This is a genomic window from Bradyrhizobium macuxiense, assembly GCF_001542415.1.
Taxonomy (GTDB): Bacteria; Pseudomonadota; Alphaproteobacteria; order Rhizobiales; family Xanthobacteraceae; genus Bradyrhizobium; species Bradyrhizobium macuxiense.
Genome location: NZ_LNCU01000070.1, coordinates 14,680 through 31,859, shown reverse-complemented (window position 1 = coordinate 31,859; position 17,180 = coordinate 14,680). Strand labels below are relative to the sequence as shown.

13 protein-coding genes and 3 pseudogenes are annotated in these 17,180 nt (G+C 60.4%); 15 read left to right on the top strand and 1 reads right to left on the bottom strand.

Annotated features, from left to right (window positions below):
• The first annotated feature begins 350 nt into the window (after window positions 1–350).
• From AS156_RS19585 to cysN, 15 genes and pseudogenes are all read left to right on the top strand, one after another.
• The gene (locus AS156_RS19585; RefSeq protein WP_245312965.1) at window positions 351–674 is read left to right on the top strand and encodes a hypothetical protein; all 324 of its coding nucleotides are present in this window, start codon (window positions 351–353) and stop codon (window positions 672–674) included.
• Between the two features lie 505 nt (window positions 675–1,179).
• Window positions 1,180–1,422 (top strand): hypothetical protein, encoded by a 243-nt coding sequence (locus tag AS156_RS42200; protein WP_136626314.1) that lies wholly within the window; start codon window positions 1,180–1,182, stop codon window positions 1,420–1,422.
• Window positions 1,419–3,071, top strand: coding sequence for a cytochrome-c oxidase, cbb3-type subunit I (gene ccoN / locus AS156_RS19580; protein WP_066507712.1), 1,653 nt, complete (start codon window positions 1,419–1,421; stop codon window positions 3,069–3,071). Before AS156_RS42200 ends, ccoN begins: the two co-directional genes overlap by 4 nt.
• A gap of 8 nt (window positions 3,072–3,079) precedes the next feature.
• Window positions 3,080–3,814, top strand: coding sequence for a cytochrome-c oxidase, cbb3-type subunit II (ccoO, locus tag AS156_RS19575; RefSeq protein WP_066507709.1), 735 nt, complete (start codon window positions 3,080–3,082; stop codon window positions 3,812–3,814).
• 10 nt (window positions 3,815–3,824) lie between these two features.
• On the top strand, window positions 3,825–3,989 hold the full coding sequence (locus AS156_RS19570; protein ID WP_066507917.1) for a cbb3-type cytochrome c oxidase subunit 3: 165 nt from the start codon (window positions 3,825–3,827) through the stop codon (window positions 3,987–3,989).
• 6 nt (window positions 3,990–3,995) lie between these two features.
• Entirely contained in the window at window positions 3,996–4,868 is an 873-nt protein-coding gene (gene ccoP / locus AS156_RS19565; RefSeq protein ID WP_066507707.1) for a cytochrome-c oxidase, cbb3-type subunit III, read from the top strand.
• A 97-nt stretch (window positions 4,869–4,965) separates the two neighbouring features.
• On the top strand, window positions 4,966–6,423 hold the full coding sequence (ccoG, locus tag AS156_RS19560) for a cytochrome c oxidase accessory protein CcoG (protein ID WP_066507704.1): 1,458 nt from the start codon (window positions 4,966–4,968) through the stop codon (window positions 6,421–6,423).
• 16 nt (window positions 6,424–6,439) lie between these two features.
• On the top strand, window positions 6,440–6,940 hold the full coding sequence (locus AS156_RS19555) for a FixH family protein (RefSeq protein WP_066507702.1): 501 nt from the start codon (window positions 6,440–6,442) through the stop codon (window positions 6,938–6,940).
• 11 nt (window positions 6,941–6,951) lie between these two features.
• Window positions 6,952–8,407: pseudogene (locus AS156_RS19550) on the top strand (heavy metal translocating P-type ATPase); the annotation flags it as partial.
• 1 nt (window position 8,408) lies between these two features.
• On the top strand, window positions 8,409–9,137 hold a 729-nt coding region (locus AS156_RS44640), incomplete at its 5' end, for an HAD-IC family P-type ATPase (protein ID WP_245312963.1).
• The gene (ccoS, locus tag AS156_RS19545; protein WP_066507700.1) at window positions 9,137–9,304 is read left to right on the top strand and encodes a cbb3-type cytochrome oxidase assembly protein CcoS; all 168 of its coding nucleotides are present in this window, start codon (window positions 9,137–9,139) and stop codon (window positions 9,302–9,304) included. The genes AS156_RS44640 and ccoS, both read left to right, overlap by 1 nt.
• 1,550 nt (window positions 9,305–10,854) lie before the next feature.
• Window positions 10,855–11,115 (top strand): annotated as a pseudogene (locus AS156_RS19530) (transposase); the annotation flags it as partial.
• A 517-nt stretch (window positions 11,116–11,632) separates the two neighbouring features.
• Window positions 11,633–12,796, top strand: coding sequence for a nodulation protein NoeE (noeE, locus tag AS156_RS40915; protein ID WP_082747607.1), 1,164 nt, complete (start codon window positions 11,633–11,635; stop codon window positions 12,794–12,796).
• Window positions 12,797–13,086: 290 nt separating this feature from the next.
• Window positions 13,087–13,986, top strand: coding sequence for a sulfate adenylyltransferase subunit CysD (gene cysD / locus AS156_RS19520; protein ID WP_066507685.1), 900 nt, complete (start codon window positions 13,087–13,089; stop codon window positions 13,984–13,986).
• Window positions 13,986–15,864 (top strand): annotated as a pseudogene (cysN, locus tag AS156_RS19515) (sulfate adenylyltransferase subunit CysN). The gene cysD and the pseudogene cysN overlap by 1 nt, the downstream one beginning before the upstream one ends.
• A 308-nt stretch (window positions 15,865–16,172) precedes the next feature.
• Here the strand turns inward: cysN and AS156_RS19510 are convergent.
• Entirely contained in the window at window positions 16,173–16,853 is a 681-nt protein-coding gene (locus AS156_RS19510; protein ID WP_066507684.1) for a DUF938 domain-containing protein, read from the bottom strand.
• Between the last annotated feature and the right edge of the window lie 327 nt (window positions 16,854–17,180).

Here is a 17,180-nt window from a genome sequence, read left to right as displayed (position 1 = left end):
TCCTGGGGGCAAGCCTCACATTTCTCCAAGAGTACAACGTTCGGGCGCACCGAGCTACCGGTCGTTGAGCATATGCCGGTTGAGTTCAAAGGCATGCCAAGCCGCGTTAACGACCCAGATGCGCCAATGGGTCGGCTGCACCGCGATGCGCTCAGGGGACGCCGCCTTCACCTAGCCGCCGACAGCACGACGGGCTGACGGCTGCTGCTCGGTCTGCCGTTGCTCATTGCGGTAGCCGCGATCACCGCCGAGGCTCTGGAGATTGGTTTGCTCGCAACGTTGGTCACAATCTGTGTGATTGTCGGCTTGGCTTTCGCAGCGGCGGGCTTGGACCATCGGCCGCGATAGTCGTGAGCCTATTTGCCGTTGTGTTGCGTCAGATCAAAGTGGGCGCCCCAGGATTGGGCGATATGTGCAAGCAACGAATCAGCCCACCAGAGGGTGCAATGCCATCATTCAACGTCCGTTTCATCAAGACGGTTTGCGACGATAGCGGCCACGAACATCGGGCCTGTCAGGCGGCGTTCAAGGTCGATGCCAACTCGCTTACCACGGCCGCGCAGCTGGCGGAGGCCGACTTCTGCAGGCAAAAAGGCGTGCGGGACTGGACGATTTTTGCCGATTCAATGGAGCTTCGGATGCCTCCGGCTCTGCCGCCGGCCTGGGGCGGCTAGGACAGCATGTGACCCGCATTTGCTGTCCGCGGCGCCGGGCTCAACGTACCCGGACAGACCCGATCTCGAAGTCGCAGAACTCACGTCGCTGGTTGCGCCCCGACATTTTCCATGCTGGCTCGGAGAGCCCAGCTATCGAGCCTTGGCGTGTAAGGTGTCGTTCCGCCGGCGTGGTCGTCAGCATGTCTTGACGAAGATCAAATAGCATCCGCGACATGGTTAATGAAAGGCCCAAGGGGGCTGGAAATCGCAAAATCGAGCAGACAGCGATAGCTCACCGCAATTCGTGAGCCTTGTCCCACGCCTGCGAGCATTTCTAGCGGGCCGACACGAATTTGATCTGATCTCCGCTCGGGAGGTCGATGAGATCGCTCAGTAGCTCAATCTTCCTAGGTCGGATCGTCGAGTGCTAGCCGCCTGGGGCGGGGCTCGCCTGAATTGCTGAACAAGCGCCTCGGACACACAGCCTTGTTAGAAGAATGCACTCGCTTCGTCCCATAGTGATGTGCTGCGCGATCTACAGCGGATTTTTGGGCTGTGCCGCGAGAAGACTTTCTGTTCCGCCGACCTGACGCGCGAACGGCGGGCCAATCCAGCCAGATATTGTTCGAGCGAATTGACCCTGACCGCGCTGGGCCGCGGCGCCGGTGCCAAGCGGCAAGGCGCGGGATTTGATGTCGATCAAGCGGCTGACAGCGAAATTGTGGTTTCCATGACGTCATCGCACCCAGAGAAGGCCTCCACATGACAAGTCCATCTACTGTTACAAAGTCGATGACGATGGGCGAAGCCGGCTTAACGTCAGGATTCGCAGTCTCTGCCTTCGTTTGCTTTCTAGCGGTTGCCATGGGGCACGATTCGGCGTTCTCGTTTCACGCGGCGCTTGGTTGCGCCGCAAGCCTGATCGCCGTAGTCGTGATCGGCAACCGCTACCTCGACCGTCCAGCGGCGCTGCCTCCGGCGGAAATTGACGGGCGCCCCAATTACTACTTCGGACCGATCAAATTCGCTTCCGCCATGGCGATGTTCTGGGGTATCGCCGGCTTCACCGTGGGTCTGATCATCGCGATGCAGTTGGCGTGGCCGGCGCTGAACTTCGATCTGCCCTGGACGACATTCGGCCGGTTGCGACCGCTGCATACGTCGGCCGTGATTTTCGCGTTCGGTGGCAATGTCCTGATCGCGAGTTCGTTCTACGTCGTGCAGAAGACCTGCCGCACGCGACTTGCCGGCGACCTCGCGCCCTGGTTCGTGGTGGTGGGCTACAACTTCTTCATCCTGATTGCCGGCACCGGCTATCTGTTGGGCGTCACGCAATCGAAGGAATACGCCGAACCGGAATGGTACGCCGACCTCTGGCTGACGATCGTCTGGGTGACGTATCTGATCGTGTTTCTGATGACGCTGGTGAAGCGCAAGGAGCCGCATATCTTCGTCGCCAACTGGTTCTATCTGGCGTTCATCATCACGATCGCGGTGCTTCATCTGGGCAACAATCCCGCGCTGCCGGTCTCCTTCCTCGGCTCGAAGTCCTACATCGCCTGGGGCGGGGTGCAGGACGCGATGTTTCAGTGGTGGTACGGCCATAACGCGGTCGGCTTCTTCCTGACCGCCGGCTTCCTGGCGATCATGTACTACTTCATTCCGAAGCGGGCCGAGCGTCCGGTCTATTCGTACCGGCTTTCGATCATCCATTTCTGGGCGCTGATCTTCCTCTACATCTGGGCCGGCCCGCACCACCTGCATTACACGGCGCTGCCGGACTGGGCCCAGACGCTCGGCATGACGTTCTCGATCATGCTCTGGATGCCGTCCTGGGGCGGCATGATCAACGGCCTGATGACGCTGTCGGGAGCCTGGGACAAGCTGCGCACCGATCCGGTGCTCCGTATGATGGTGGTGTCGGTGGCCTTCTACGGCATGTCGACCTTCGAGGGGCCGATGATGTCGATCAAAGTGGTCAATTCGCTGAGCCACTACACTGACTGGACCATTGGCCATGTGCATTCCGGTGCGCTCGGCTGGGTCGGCTTTGTCTCGTTCGGCGCGCTCTACTGCCTGGTCCCCTGGCTGTGGAATCGCCAGCTTTACAGCTTGAAGCTTGTCAACTGGCACTTCTGGATCTCGACCATCGGCATCGTGCTCTACATCTCCGCGATGTGGGTTTCGGGAATCCTGCAAGGTCTGATGTGGCGTGCCTACACCTCGCTCGGCTTCCTCGAATACTCCTTCATCGAGTCCGTCGAGGCCATGCATCCCTTCTACATCATCCGTGCGGCCGGCGGTGCGCTGTTCCTGATCGGCGCCCTGATCATGGCTGTCAATCTCTGGATGACAGTCAACGCAGGTCAAGCCAATGAAACCGAGGGCGCCGACATCCTTCAGCCTGCCGAATAGGTCACGCAATGTCTCTCTGGAATCGACACAAGATCTTTGAGAAGAACTCGATCGTCCTGATCGTCGGCATTCTCGTCGTCATTGCGATTGGCGGGCTCGTCGAGATCGCGCCGCTGTTCTATCTGAAGAGCACGATCGAGGCGGTCGATGGCGTGCGGCCCTATACGCCGCTGGAACTCGCCGGCCGCAACATCTATGTTCGCGAGGGCTGCTATCTCTGCCACTCGCAGATGATCCGGCCGCTTCGCGACGAGGTTGAACGGTCCGGTCATTATTCGCTCGCTGCGGAGAGCATGTATGACCATCCGTTCCAGTGGGGCTCCAAGCGCACCGGACCCGATCTTGCGCGCGTCGGCGGCAAGTATTCCGACGATTGGCACGTCACTCATCTGATCGATCCACGTTCGATCGTCCCGCAATCGGTGATGCCCGGATATCCGGTGCTCGCGAAGACCGAGATCGATCCGTCCGACATCGCGGCTCATCTGCGGACGAGCCGCGCGGTCGGCGTGCCCTATACGGACGAACAGATCGCCAGCGCGGCCGCCGATCTGAAGGCGCAGACCGATCCCGACAACCCCGGCCTCGATGCGTTCCAGAAGCGGTACCCGAAGGCCTTGGTGCGCAACTTCGACGGCAAGGCCGGCAATCCGACCGAGCTCGACGCGCTGATCGCTTATCTGCAGATGCTCGGCACGCTCGTCGACTTCAAGCTCTACAACGAAAAAGCCAATCTGCGCTGAGGTTATGCGGATGAAAGCGATCATTCAAATCGAGAGCCTGGCCTGGAGCTTGCTCAGCACGCTCTGGACCCCCGTCTTCGTCGGAATCTTCATCGCCATCGTCGCCTACGCGCTTTGGCCCTGCAACAAGACTCTCTTCGATGCCGCAGCCCGGATGCCGCTGCGGGAGGACTGACCAATCATGAGCGAGCACAACGAGATTGACGGCGTATCCGGCCGCAGCACGACCGGTCATGAGTGGGACGGCATCAAGGAGCTGAATACGCCGCTGCCGCGGTGGTGGGTCCTGTCGTTCTATGCCACGATCATCTGGGCGATCGGCTACTGGGTCGTCTATCCGGCCTGGCCGCTGGTCTCGGGCTACACCACCGGGCTATTCCACTATTCGACCCGTGCGAGTGTCGTCACCGACCTCGCCGATCTGGAGAAGCTGCGCGGCGAGAAGATGGCGGTGCTTGGCAACGCGTCGCTTGCCGATATCGAGAAGGATCCGGCCCTGCTGGCGCTGGCCCGTGCGCGCGGCAAGACCGTGTTCGCCGACAATTGCGCACCTTGCCACGGCAGTGGCGGCGCCGGCGCGAAGGGCTATCCGAACCTGAACGATGACGACTGGCTGTGGGGCGGTTCGCTCGACCAGATCATGCAGACGATCCAGTTCGGCGCACGCTCGGGACACGCAAAGACCCATGAAGGGCAGATGCTGGCATTCGGTCGTGACGGGATTCTCAAGAAGGACGAGATCGTGACCGTCGCCAATTATGTGCGTTCGCTCTCCGGCCTCTCCACCGCGCCGAAGTTCGATGCTGCCGCAGGGAAGAAGATCTTCACCGAGAACTGCACGAGCTGCCACGGTGACGCCGGCAAGGGCAACCTGGAACTCGGTGCACCGAACCTGACCGACAAGATCTGGCTCTATGGCTCCGACGAGGAGACGTTGATCGAGACCATCACCAACGGCCGCGCCGGCGTGATGCCGGCCTGGGTCGGCCGTCTGGACCCCGTCACCGTCAAGGCGCTGGCGGTCTATGTGCACTCGCTAGGCGGCGGCAAGTAACTGCCGCCGCAGGCCTGGTCCGGGATCGTTGATCAAGGTCAATCCCGCGCCGGGCGTGGGATTGTAGGCTTTGACCAGAGCCTCATTCGAGCAGCCCATGAACAAGCCCGTGTTTCCTGATGACCTCATGACCGACGAAGACGGGCCGCTCTACGCGCCCCGCAAGAAGGTATACCCGCAGAGCGTCTCCGGCCGGTTTCGCTCGATCAAATGGCGGCTGATGGTCCTGTGCCTCGGCGTCTACTACTTGCTGCCCTTCGTGCGCTGGAATCGCGGCCTTGGCGCGCCTGATCAGGCAGTGCTGATCGATTTCCCGAACCACCGCTTCTATTTCTTCTTCGTCGAGCTGTGGCCGCAGGAGATCTACTACTTCACCGGCCTTCTGGTGCTCGCGGCACTCTCCTTGTTCCTGATGAACGCGCTGGGCGGCCGGATCTGGTGCGGTTATCTCTGCCCGCAGACGGTCTGGACCGACCTGTTCTATGCGGTCGAGCGCCTGGTCGAAGGCGACCGCCGGGCGCAGATGAAAGCCGATGCCGGGCCGATGACGGCAAAGCGCGCCGGTCGCCGCGTGCTCAAGCATGCGATCTGGTTTCTGATCGCGTGGTGGACCGGCGGAGCCTGGGTGCTCTACTTCGCCGACGCGCCGACCCTGGTGCGCGATCTCGCCACGCTTCAAGCACCGGCAATCGCCTATGTCTGGATCGCGATCCTGACCGCGTCGACCTATCTGCTGGCCGGCTACATGCGCGAGCAGGTTTGCGTCTATATGTGCCCGTGGCCGCGGATCCAGGCGGCGCTCACCGACGAATGGGCGCTCAACGTCACCTACAAATATGATCGCGGCGAGCCGCGTTGCTCCGTGAAGAAGGCGTTCGACATTCGTGCGCTGGGCGAAAATGCCGGCGATTGTATCGACTGCAACCAGTGCGTCGCCGTATGTCCGACCGGGATCGACATCCGCGATGGCGCACAGCTCGGCTGCATCCAGTGCGGCCTGTGCATCGACGCCTGCGACGCTGTCATGACCAAGGTCAGCCGCAGGACCGGCCTGATCGGCTACGACAACGACATCAACGTTCAGCGGCGTATTGCTGGCAAGCAGGAGATCTTCAAACCGGTTCGCGCGCGCACCGTCGCCTATGTCGGAATGATCGCCGCGGTCTGCGCAGTGATGCTCTACGCTCTGATGTCGCGGACCCTGCTCGACGTTAACGTGCTGCACGACCGCAACCCGGTCGCCGTGCGCCTCAGCGACGGGGCGATCCGCAACGGGTACACGCTGCGCTTCCTCAACAAGCGCGCCTTCGAACGTGTGATCGCGATCGATGTCGACGGTCCTGCCGGCGCGAAGCTGCACGTCATTGGCGCGGATACCGTGACGCCGGACCGGCCGACGATCGTCCTCGCCCGCGACACCACCACCGAAGCGCGCGTGCTGGTGACCGCACCGTTCGACGAAAAAGCGGAAAAGTCGGTGCCGGTCAGCTTCCGGATCACCGACATCGGCCTCGGAGAAGTCGCCTCCGCAACCGATCACTTCGTCCTTCCATGAGCGACGGAACGTCAACATGGCAGTCTCAACTCGCACCGCGCGACCCATCACCGGACGTTTTGTCCTGGTCACAACGATTGCGTTCTTCGCCGTCGTCATCGGCGTGAACATGGTCATGGTCCGCTTTGCCATCACGACGCTGCCGGGCACCGAGGTCGATAGCGCCTACAGCGCCAGCCTGGCCTATCAGCGCGAGATCGTGGCGGCGCGGCAGCAAAACGAGCGTGACTGGCAAGTACAGGCGCACATTGATCGACGGCCTGACGGCGCGGCCGCGATTCTGCTCGAGGTGCGCGATCACGCCGGTGCGCCCCTGACGGGAATGAATTTCCTCGCACGGCTCGAACGGCCGATCGATCGTCGCGCCGACCGGGCGATCGAAGTCAGTGAAGCCGGCGTTGGAAGCTATCGCGGCCGCGTGGACGGCGTCGCTGCAGGGCAGTGGGACCTTGTGATCGAAGGCGACGCCGATGGTCGCCGCATGTTCCTGTCCAGAAATCGCGTTCTGCTGAACTGAGGGTGGCCTGCATGCAAGCGGATATCGATTTCTCGCATTATTTGAAGAACGCCGGAGCCGGGCTCGTCCACCTCGATCTCGCGGTCGAGGGCATCAACTGCGCGGGCTGCATGGCCAACATCGAGCGCGACCTCTCGAACATTCCCGACGTCACCTCGGCCCGCGTCAACCTGACCGACAGTCGTCTGGCGCTGGAATGGAAGGCCGGCACCCTCGAACCGGCGCTGTTCGTGAGCCGGCTCGCCGAGCTCGGTTACAAGGCCTATCCGTTCGAACGGGACGATGCCGAAACGCTGGAAGCGCGGCGGGCGCAGGGCCTGTTGCGCCGGCTGGGCGTCGCCGCCTTCGCTGCGATGAACGTGATGATGCTGTCGATCCCGGTGTGGTCCGGCAATGTCTCGGACATGCTGCCGGAGCAGCGCGACTTCTTTCATTGGCTGTCGGCGCTGATCGTGCTGCCGGCGGCGGCCTATTCGGCGCAACCGTTCTTCTCATCGGCGCTGTCAGCGCTGCGGGCGCGCGGCGTCAACATGGATGTACCGATCAGCATCGGTATCGTGCTGGCGCTGGCGACCTCGGTGATCGAGACGATCAATCACGCCGAACACGCCTATTTCGATGCGGCCATCATGCTGATCGCGTTCCTGCTCGCCGGCCGTTACCTCGACCAGAACATGCGGCGGCGCACCCGCGCCTTTGCCGGCAATCTCGCGGCCTTGAAGGCGGAGACCGCGACGAAATTCATCAGTCCAACCGAGATCCGCACCGTCCCGGCAGCCGCGATCCGGCCCGGCGACATCGTGCTGCTGCGGCCCGGCGAGCGCTGCGCGGTCGATGGCAATGTGATCGAGGGCCGCTCGGAGGTCGACCAGAGCCTGATCACGGGCGAAACCTTGCCGGCAATGGTCACGCCCGGCAGCGCCGTGTTCGCCGGCACGCTGGTTCGGTCCGGCACGTTGCGTGTCCGGGCGTCTGCGGCCTCGGGCGGTACGTTGCTCGACGAGATTTCGCGGCTGCTCGATCACGCACTGCAGGCGCGCTCGCGCTATATGCGGCTCGCCGAGCGGGCATCAAGGCTCTATGCCCCAGTCGTACACGCGACCGCATTGCTCACGATGCTGGGCTGGCTGGCCTATGGCGCGAGTTTTCATGACTCGATCGTGACGGCGATTGCGGTCCTGATCATCACCTGTCCCTGCGCGCTGGGGCTTGCCATTCCGGCGGTGCAGACCGTTGGGTCCGGCGCGCTGTTTGGTTCGGGTGTGCTGCTCAATGCCGGCGATGCGATCGAGCGTATTGCCGAGATCGACCGTGTGATTTTCGACAAGACGGGTACGTTGACGCTGCCCGAGCTCGATGTCGCCAACCTCGCAGAGATCCCGGACGATGTTGTCAGGCTCGCGGGCCGGCTGGCGCTGTCGAGCCGCCACCCGGTCGCTGCCGCAGTCGCGCGCAAGGCGGGAGCGANTCGCCGTTGCCGAACATCGAGGAAGAGCCGGGGCAGGGTGTTTGCGGCCTGCACGAGGGGCGCTCGATTCGCCTGGGCCGCCCGTCCTTCTGCGGCGCCGCCGACCTCGCCAACGAGATCCTGTGCCGCGATCCGGAAGCCTCGGTCGTCGCATTCAGCCATGGCGAGAGCAGATACGTCTTTGCGGTTCGGCAGCGGCTGCGGCCGGACGCCGCCGATGTCGTGGCAGGATTGGCGCGCATGGGCATTGCCGTCGAGATCGTGTCAGGGGATCGAGAGCCCGCAGTCCGGCTCGCCGCAGCGCAGCTTGGCGTGCATGAATGGCGTGCCGGGGTCTCTCCCGTCGACAAGATTGCCCGGATCGAGGAACTGGCGCTCCAAGGCTGCAAGGTGCTGATGGTCGGCGACGGTCTCAACGACGCGCCAGCGTTGGCTGCGGCGCATGCCTCGATGTCGCCCGTTACCGCCACGCATATGAGCCAGGCGGTTGCCGATGCGGTTTTCCTCGGCGAGCGTCTCGCTCCGGTGCTGGCCGCGGTCAAGATGTCGCGCAAGGCGCGGCGGCTGATGCGACAAAATCTATGGCTAGCCGTGGTCTACAACGTGCTGGCCGTGCCGATCGCGGTCGCCGGCCTGGTCACCCCGCTCATCGCCGCAGCGGCCATGTCGGGTTCGTCGGTCATCGTGATGCTCAACGCGTTGAGGGCGCGAGCCGGGGAGGCGGTCTGATGGAAGCTCTGGTCATTCTGGTGCCGCTGGCGCTCGCGCTTGGCTTTGTCGGCCTGCTCGGCTTCCTCTGGTCGCTGAAGAGCGGACAGTATGACGACCTTGACGGCGCAGCCTGGCGCGCCATCGCCGATGACGAGCCAGTCAGCGATTACGGCCGGTCCAAGTAGTGAAAATACACCAGTGAAACCGCAGATGCGATGGTCAGCGCTGTACCGGCGAGCGCCAGCACCAGTGTCGCGTCGGTCCGTCTTCGTGCGGCTCGCTGCCCCAGGATCAGGACGGAGACCAACCTGCTGATGGAAGCAAGCCGCACGACGGTCAGCAGCAGCTCATCGGCGGCACGTCTGGCTGCCAGTAACGCCAGTGTGTCGGCGCCGTCGCCACGGGTTGCATCGTGCCCAAATCGAACCAGCCCTCCGCGCGCCGAACGCAGGGGAAGCCCAGCGGATGTCGTTTGTCATCGATCACGGCAAGTTCGATCGCGCAGTCGAACGGCGCCGATGCGATGTCCCGCCATCCCGATAGGGTCAGCCGGCGAAGCCATGAGGTGAATGCTGGACGCATGCGGTTCGGATTGCTTGATAAGCGACGGACCGATCGTCGCATATAGGGAGATCGACACCGTTGATGTAGCTCAACCTTGCGCCCACTTGGATGCCATCGCCTGTAGCCGAAACCATAGGTTCCGACGTACATGAATGAAACCGCTTAACTCGGCGCACAATCAAACGGGCCTAGACTGTATAGGGGCCGGTCCGCCTACTGCCCCGTCGGCGGTGTGCCGCTATGATCTTCGCGAGACTTCTCGCCGTGATGTGCCGTGTCGAGGCTCAGGTGATGCTGCCTCCACACCCAAAGATCGCGCTCACGGGTACCGGCATCCAGGACAATCTTGCAAGGCAAGATGAAGGAACTCGCCAGCCGGTCTGGACTTTCGGCAATGTTAGGGCGTCAGGAAGCTGTCCGCCCCCCTCACGTGACAAGCGAATCTAGAAATATGTGTGCGAGAGGTCTCGAAAGGGTTGAAACGCACGTAGCGTCAGGTTGTAGGCTCTTGAACCGGCGGCTAACGAGCAACAAAAGAGTACGAATGTCCCAAGTCTTAGGCTCAGTAGGATGAGTGGCCTCGTTGGGGAATATTGTGGAGCCGCCGATCGGCTCAGTATTCACACGCGATGGCCTGCCGGAGACCGTTGGCGACCTTCATCCGGCTGAGCAGGACCGACCAGATTTAAGCAGATTGGCTGATCGCTTTCGCTTGGGACGAGAGGTGACGCAGCCGCTAACCTTTGCGTCCGTCATGATCTCCGTGGAGCGGACCGTCTAAGGATCTCAATGTCAAGCGTTAGGAACCCGCCGCGCGGCCACGCGCCAGACCCGCGGCTGGATGCAACTACAGGGTATGAGGGTGACCAAGCCGCGCTCCTTGCCAGCGTCTGGTCCAATTTCGCTGACTTATCGGCAGTTCCTAATCAGGGAGGAGACTTTGGACTGGAAGCCATTCTCTCGTCATTTGTCCTGCCGATACAGCAGAGTGTGACTTACGAACTCGACGGCGACCTAAACCATATTGCTGGCGTCTACAGCGGAGAGGCTGATGATTTCACCTGTACTCGGATTATCAATCCGAGGACCAGCGCGCTGGAAAGAAGGTACCTGACCTTACGCGGGCTTGACCCGGTATGAGGTTCGTCCTGGCCCAAGACAGCACCAGAACATGAAGTGCAGCCGCTTTTCGCAAGAGCAGATCCTCGAGATTTTGAGGGAGCACGAGGCCGGCGCTTCGGTCGCTGATCTGTGCCGCAAGCACGGCGTAAGCGATGCCTGCATTTACAAATGGAAGGCGAAGTTCAATGGGATGGAGATATCAGAAGCCAAGCAGTTGAAGAGGCTGGAGGATGAGAACACGCGGTTGAGGCGGCTGCTGGCCGACGCCATGCTGGAGTATGCGGCGCTGAAGGACCTGTTAGAAAAGAAATGGTGACTGCGGCGAAAGCGGACCGGCTCGACGGCTTTCGTGGCTGCATTCGCGGCGCAATCGTAGTTGTTGTTAGGGCGGACTTTGACCATTACCCTTGCGTCAGTGTTTGATTGGTTGGCGCGCAACCCAAGTAAGTGCCTCTGCGTGACGGCTGCTTCGTTAGGACATTCAACCCCGCGGCTCGATCGGCTCGTAAGGCGACCGGAAAGTGCACCTATAATGCTAATCACGTATGCTTCGGCAAACCTTCGTATAGTATCCGCAAGCCTTTCTATATTGGTCGCCTATCTTCGTACAAGTTGAGTCGCCCCTCAACTTCACGTGTGATCTGGAGCGCCGACCGCCGCGTCGAAGGTTTCAGTGAGCAAGTGGATCGAATTTCATTGTGCGGCCACAAGGTGTGGGTGAAGCGCTTTTCATGCGACCATTGGCGGGAGGAACGGCGCTGCCGCATTTCTTCGAGTGACGTCCCTTGGATCGCTGATCACTCGTGCAGGCAAAGGGGCCTTTTATCATGAGTAGGGATCTTAGCCATTCGCCTGCGGTCGGCTTTCTTCTTGGCCTCCCTCGGTCGGGGACGACGCTGCTGGCGCATCTGCTCCAGCGACATCCAGATATTATGTCCCCGCCTGAGCCTTGGCTGATACTGGCACTTGAGGCATTTGGTACGGTGGACCATCGTCACCCAGCGGGAAGCTCACTGGTCGGGGCCGGTACTTCCGAATTCCTGGACCGGATAGATCGCGCCGTCGTTAGCCGAGCTCTTGCCGATGCGGCTTATGGCCAATATTTGGCGGTTGCGGGCAAGCGCATCTTTATAGACAAGACTCCGCGCTATTGGATGGTGCTCGATTTCTTAGACTCGCTTTACCCGGAAGCGCCGCGAATCCTCATAATACGTAATCCCTACGCGATTGCTGCATCACTGAAATCGACGTGGGACATTCCGCTCCTATCCGCAAGCTGCCCGTCTGCGATCGCATCCTGTCTTACCGAACTCGCGCGGGGCTTGCCTACGCCTGCTGCCGTATCTTGCCTGGCTGATCTCGTTCTGGGCCTGCCGACGCTCGCTGCGCTGCGTGGCCGCCGCCAGACGCAAGTGGTGCAGTACGAGCTCCTGGTGATGCGCCCCGACGAGGAAATCCGGCTTGTTATCGCTGGACTAGGCCATGATCCTGCGGACGTGGCATCGGCCACAGTGGAGCAAGCCGACATTTTTCGGTCAAGTGCCTTTGGGGATCGAAAGATCCTCGAGAAAAAGGCAATCGATGATCGCTCAGTCCAGGCTTGGCGAACCGCATTGAGCACCGAAGAGATGCAGGTGGTAACCGATCTGATCGGCACCGAGCTCTTGATAGGGCTCGGCTATGAGCAGGATCTTCGCTACGCACAGCAAGTCGGGACTATTGATCGGGGCCCGGCAGTAACCGAGGCGTATCGTCAACTGTTTCGAACCTGCTGGGATTTGCGCGGCGGTACGGGAGGCGCGTCGTTCGGCGTCTCCACTCACGCGCGTGAGCCAAATGGCGTTGGTCAGCAAGCTGGAGAGAGCTCCTCAGTTTCCGAGGCGCAACGGCTGGCTGAGAAGACGGAAGAGCATTTGCGCTTGATGAACTCCATGGCGGCGCAGTTGGAGCAGGCGTTGAGGGTTGCGAAAGAGAACGCGGCATCAACCTGAGCCAGCCAAGGTGCCGCACCTTTCGGAATCTTCCTTTGCTAGAGCGTCGATGCATCAATTAATCGCGAGCGTTATCTTTGAGGGAGCGACACTTACAAGCTGCTTGTCGAGCCATCCGCCAGAACGCTGCTGCCAATCCTTGTGGGCTGGCCGCATTTTCATGCGGTGCTGATCTCGGCAGGCGTCTGGTTCGTTTACAAGCCATGGCAAACCTCAAACCGTAACGGTCACTTCGCCGATCAAACGGCTCGTGACGAACTCAAACAAAATCCGCACCGAAGAACAACCAAATGTTACCCAAACATCTGCGCCGCCTCGAAGCTGAATCGATCGCGATAATGCGTGAGGTCGTCGCCGAGTTTCGAAGGCCGGTCATGCTCTATTCGATCGGAAAAGATTCAAGCGTCATGCTGCACATTGCAATGAAGGCGTTCTTCCCGGCCAAGTTGCCCTTTCCCTTGCTTCACGTCGACACGACGTGGAAGTTCCGCGAGATGATCAGCTTCCGGGATGAAATAGCCAAGCGGCTCGACGTAGACCTGATCGTTCACGTGAACAAGGAAGGCGTCGAGCGCGGGATCAATCCAGTCGAGTCTGGTTCAGTCCTTCATACTCAGGTGATGAAGACAGATGCTCTGAAACAGGCGCTCGACCTCTATCGGTTCGATGCCGCCTTCGGCGGGGCACGACGTGACGAGGAAAAGAGCCGTGCGAAAGAACGGATCCTCTCCTTCCGTTCGGCCGGACATGTGTGGGATCCGCGGGACCAGCGGCCGGAGCTATGGAATCTGTTCAATACGCGAATCCGCGAAGGCGAAACCATGCGCGTGTCCGCTATGTCGAACTGGAGCGAGCTCGATGTCTGGGAATACATCATGCTCGAGGAGATCCCGGTCGTTCCACTCTACCTTGCAAAGCAGAGGTCTGTGGTCCTCCGGAACAGCGCAACCATTATGGTCGACGACAAGCGACTGCCGCTCAAGTCTGACGAGACGCCGCAGATGCGGATGATTCGTTTTCGAACGCTAGGATGCTATCCATTGAGCGGGGCCATCAACTCCAACGCGGCCACGATCGAGGATATCGTCGTTGAGATGCAGACTGCGACGGTATCTGAGCGCCAGGGACGCTTGATTGATAACGATGAAGCCGCTTCGATGGAGAAGAAGAAGCGGGAAGGTTACTTCTGATGGCCTCCAAAGCGGCTGTTGAACTTGTCCAGGCCAGAACAAAGGACCAGCTCCGCTTCATCACTTGCGGTTCGGTGGACGACGGAAAATCGACGCTGATTGGCCGGCTGCTGCATGACAGCAAAATGATTTACGAGGATCAGCTGTCGGCGCTGGCACACGATAGCGCCAAGCACGGCACGAACGCGTTGATTTTGCATTGCTAGTCGACGGGCTCGAGGCAGAACGAGAGCAGGGCATCACGATCGATGTGGCCCATCGCTTCTTTGCCACGCCGCGCCGCTCGTTCATGGTGCTCGACACACCTGGCCACGAGCAATACACCCGTAACATGGCAACCGGTGCCTCGAACGCCCAGCTCGCCATCATCCTAGTCGACGCCCGCAAGGGTGTGCTGGTGCAGACAAAGCGTCACTCTTTCATTTGTTCGCTGCTCGGTATCAGCAATATCGTGCTGGCTGTGAACAAGATCGACCTCATCAAGTACAAGAGGGAGATTTTCGACCGGATTGTCGAGGACTATATCGCCTTTGCTGCTGGCCTTCGCTTTACCTCGATCGTTCCGATTCCGATCTCCGCCCGCTACGGCGACAACGTCGCCAGCCGCTCTGGCAACATTCAGTGGTATGAGGGTCCCTGCGTGCTCGATTACTTGGAGAGGATCGATATTCAGTCTAACGCCCTCATGCAGCCTTTCCGCTTTCCGGTCCAATGGGTGAACCGGCCCAACTTGGACTTCCGGGGCTACGCCGGGTCGGTAGTTACCGGGAGTATCTCGGCGGGGGACGAGGTCGTTGTCGCAACATCTGGACAAACCACACGCATCAAGAAGATCGTGACCCATGACGGCGACCTCGTCCGCGCTGAGGCGGGCCATGCCATCACCATTTCGCTCGAAGACGAGATCGATATCAGCCGTGGCGCTCTCCTGTCGCGCCCGACCGAGCAGCCACAGGTCTCCGACCAGTTCGCCGCGCATCTGATCTGGATGGACGAGGACCCGCTCGTTGCCGAACGCAATTACATCCTGCGCATTGGAACGCAGACTGTTGCCGCAGCAAACGTAACGGCAATCAAGCATCGGATCGACGTCAACAGCCGTGAGCATCTCCCAGCTAAAGCGCTTGCCTTGAACGAGATCGGCTTCTGCCATATTTCGACGGCGCTTCCGATGGCGTTCGATCCTTACGAGATCATTCGCGAGACCGGATCGTTCATCGTCATCGACCGATATACGAATCGGACGATCGGCGCCGGGATGATCGCATATCCCCTGCGGCGAGCCACCAATATCGCTTGGCATCCCCTTTCAGTGAGCAGGAATGAGCGGGCCGCACTCAAGAATCAAAAGGCTTGTATCATCTGGTTTACGGGCCTATCCGGCTCGGGAAAGTCGACAATCGCTAACATCGTCGACCAAAAGCTACTATGGCATACCACACCATGCTGCTGGATGGCGACAACGTGCGGCACGGACTAAGCGCGGATCTCGGCTTCAGGGAGCCCGACCGTGTCGAAAATATTCGACGGGTCGGTGAAGTCGCCAAATTGATGGCGGACAGCGGTCTGATCGTGATTTGCTCGTTCATCTCGCCCTACGCGACCCAGCGAAACATGGTGCGCAATCTTGTCGCTAAGGAGGAGTTCCTCGAGATCTTTGTTGACACGCCGATCGAAGAATGCACGCGGCGCGATCCCAAGGGTCTCTATTCCAAGGCGAGGTCTGGACAGATCAAGAACGTCACCGGCATCGATGCGCCTTACGAAAAACCGCTAACGCCCGAAATTCATCTCAGGACAACAGATAAGACGCCGGAGCAACTAGCGGAAGCTGTGGTCGAGGACTTGATGGGCCGTGGAGTCATCGAAAGCCACTAGCATCTGTCAATTGCCGTCTGCCGGAACATGCGGCGCACTCGTTCAGGCCTTGCGCCAAGGCGCCGCGATTTTCTGAACCGATCCGGACAGCTGCTGGGTGGCCCTTGCCAATGAAGCGTGCCACATGGGTAGTGAACCTGGTCGGCACGATTGGCACGCCCGAGCCTTGCACGCCCTGTGCTCATCGCGAACTCTAAGCCGGTAGTCACTCATAGCCAAGCGTCTGGCGTTCGGTAGGTCTGGAAGGCGCCACGAGTACCAAATGGCGGAACTCGCCGCACCATACACTGAAGAGGCTGAGCCGCCGCTCAGGATCTACCGAAGAGCAGAATGAAATTGCTGGCCGGCAAATCCAATTGCCGCTTGAGCGCTAGCCCATGCCTCCGGGTCTCCCTTTCAATATCCCGCACGTCTTTGAGACCCCATTCGGGCACGCCGGCCGCTCGGATCTCCCTGTCGAATGCCTCGTTCGACGGCGAGGTGTATTTCCCGTCAAGCTTAAAGGGACCATAGATTGCGATGAAGCCGGATGGTTTCAGGAGCTTTGCGCCAAGCGCAGCAATGCCCGCGGCGATCGAGAGGGAGGCAACATGGAAGATGTTGATGACGAAGATGACGTCGTAGAGCTGCTCATCGGCATTCGGCCAGGTTGACGAGACCGTGAGATCGATCAGAATGGGATCAGAAATGTTATTGTTATCGCCTTCGAGGCGCTTCGATTTGATGGTCTCGAAAACGTCTTGATTGTAATCGGAAGGCTGAAATCGTACGTTCGGAAAATGCGGCGCGAGGTAGTTGATATGTAATCCTGCACCCGTCGCTAATTCGAGCGCGTCACCCTTCGTAGGAAAGAGCTCTTCGAACGATTTCAGGATCGCGTCCTTATTGCGGTTGCCCGCCCAGGCGACATAAGGGCTGAGCGGATACGGATCGATATTTGGTTTGTCGTCGGACAATCGCGTACTCCGTTCTTCTATTGCGAAAGACATGGCTGGGGCTCGCCTTTCAGGGCAAGTTGGAGCGCGTGCCAGACTCGGCCTGCCCGCCACGATCGGCCTGAGGGGATCTATGGAGCCTTATCGGCGTCGGCGAGCGAAAGCGTGTCGCAATGGAGCAGAGCAGAATCGTCCTGATAGACGACCCCTCCCGGTGGTCGACGTTCACACGTCGGCTGATGGCACCGGATCTTGCTTGAGCTTGGGCAGACCAAACTCCCACTCCGAAAAGGGCTCCTGCGCCGCCAAGCTCCGCCGGCACGGCGGAATTTAGTCCGTTCCAAGCTGGCTAGTCCAAGGCGGCTGACGGGGAGCGGCGGC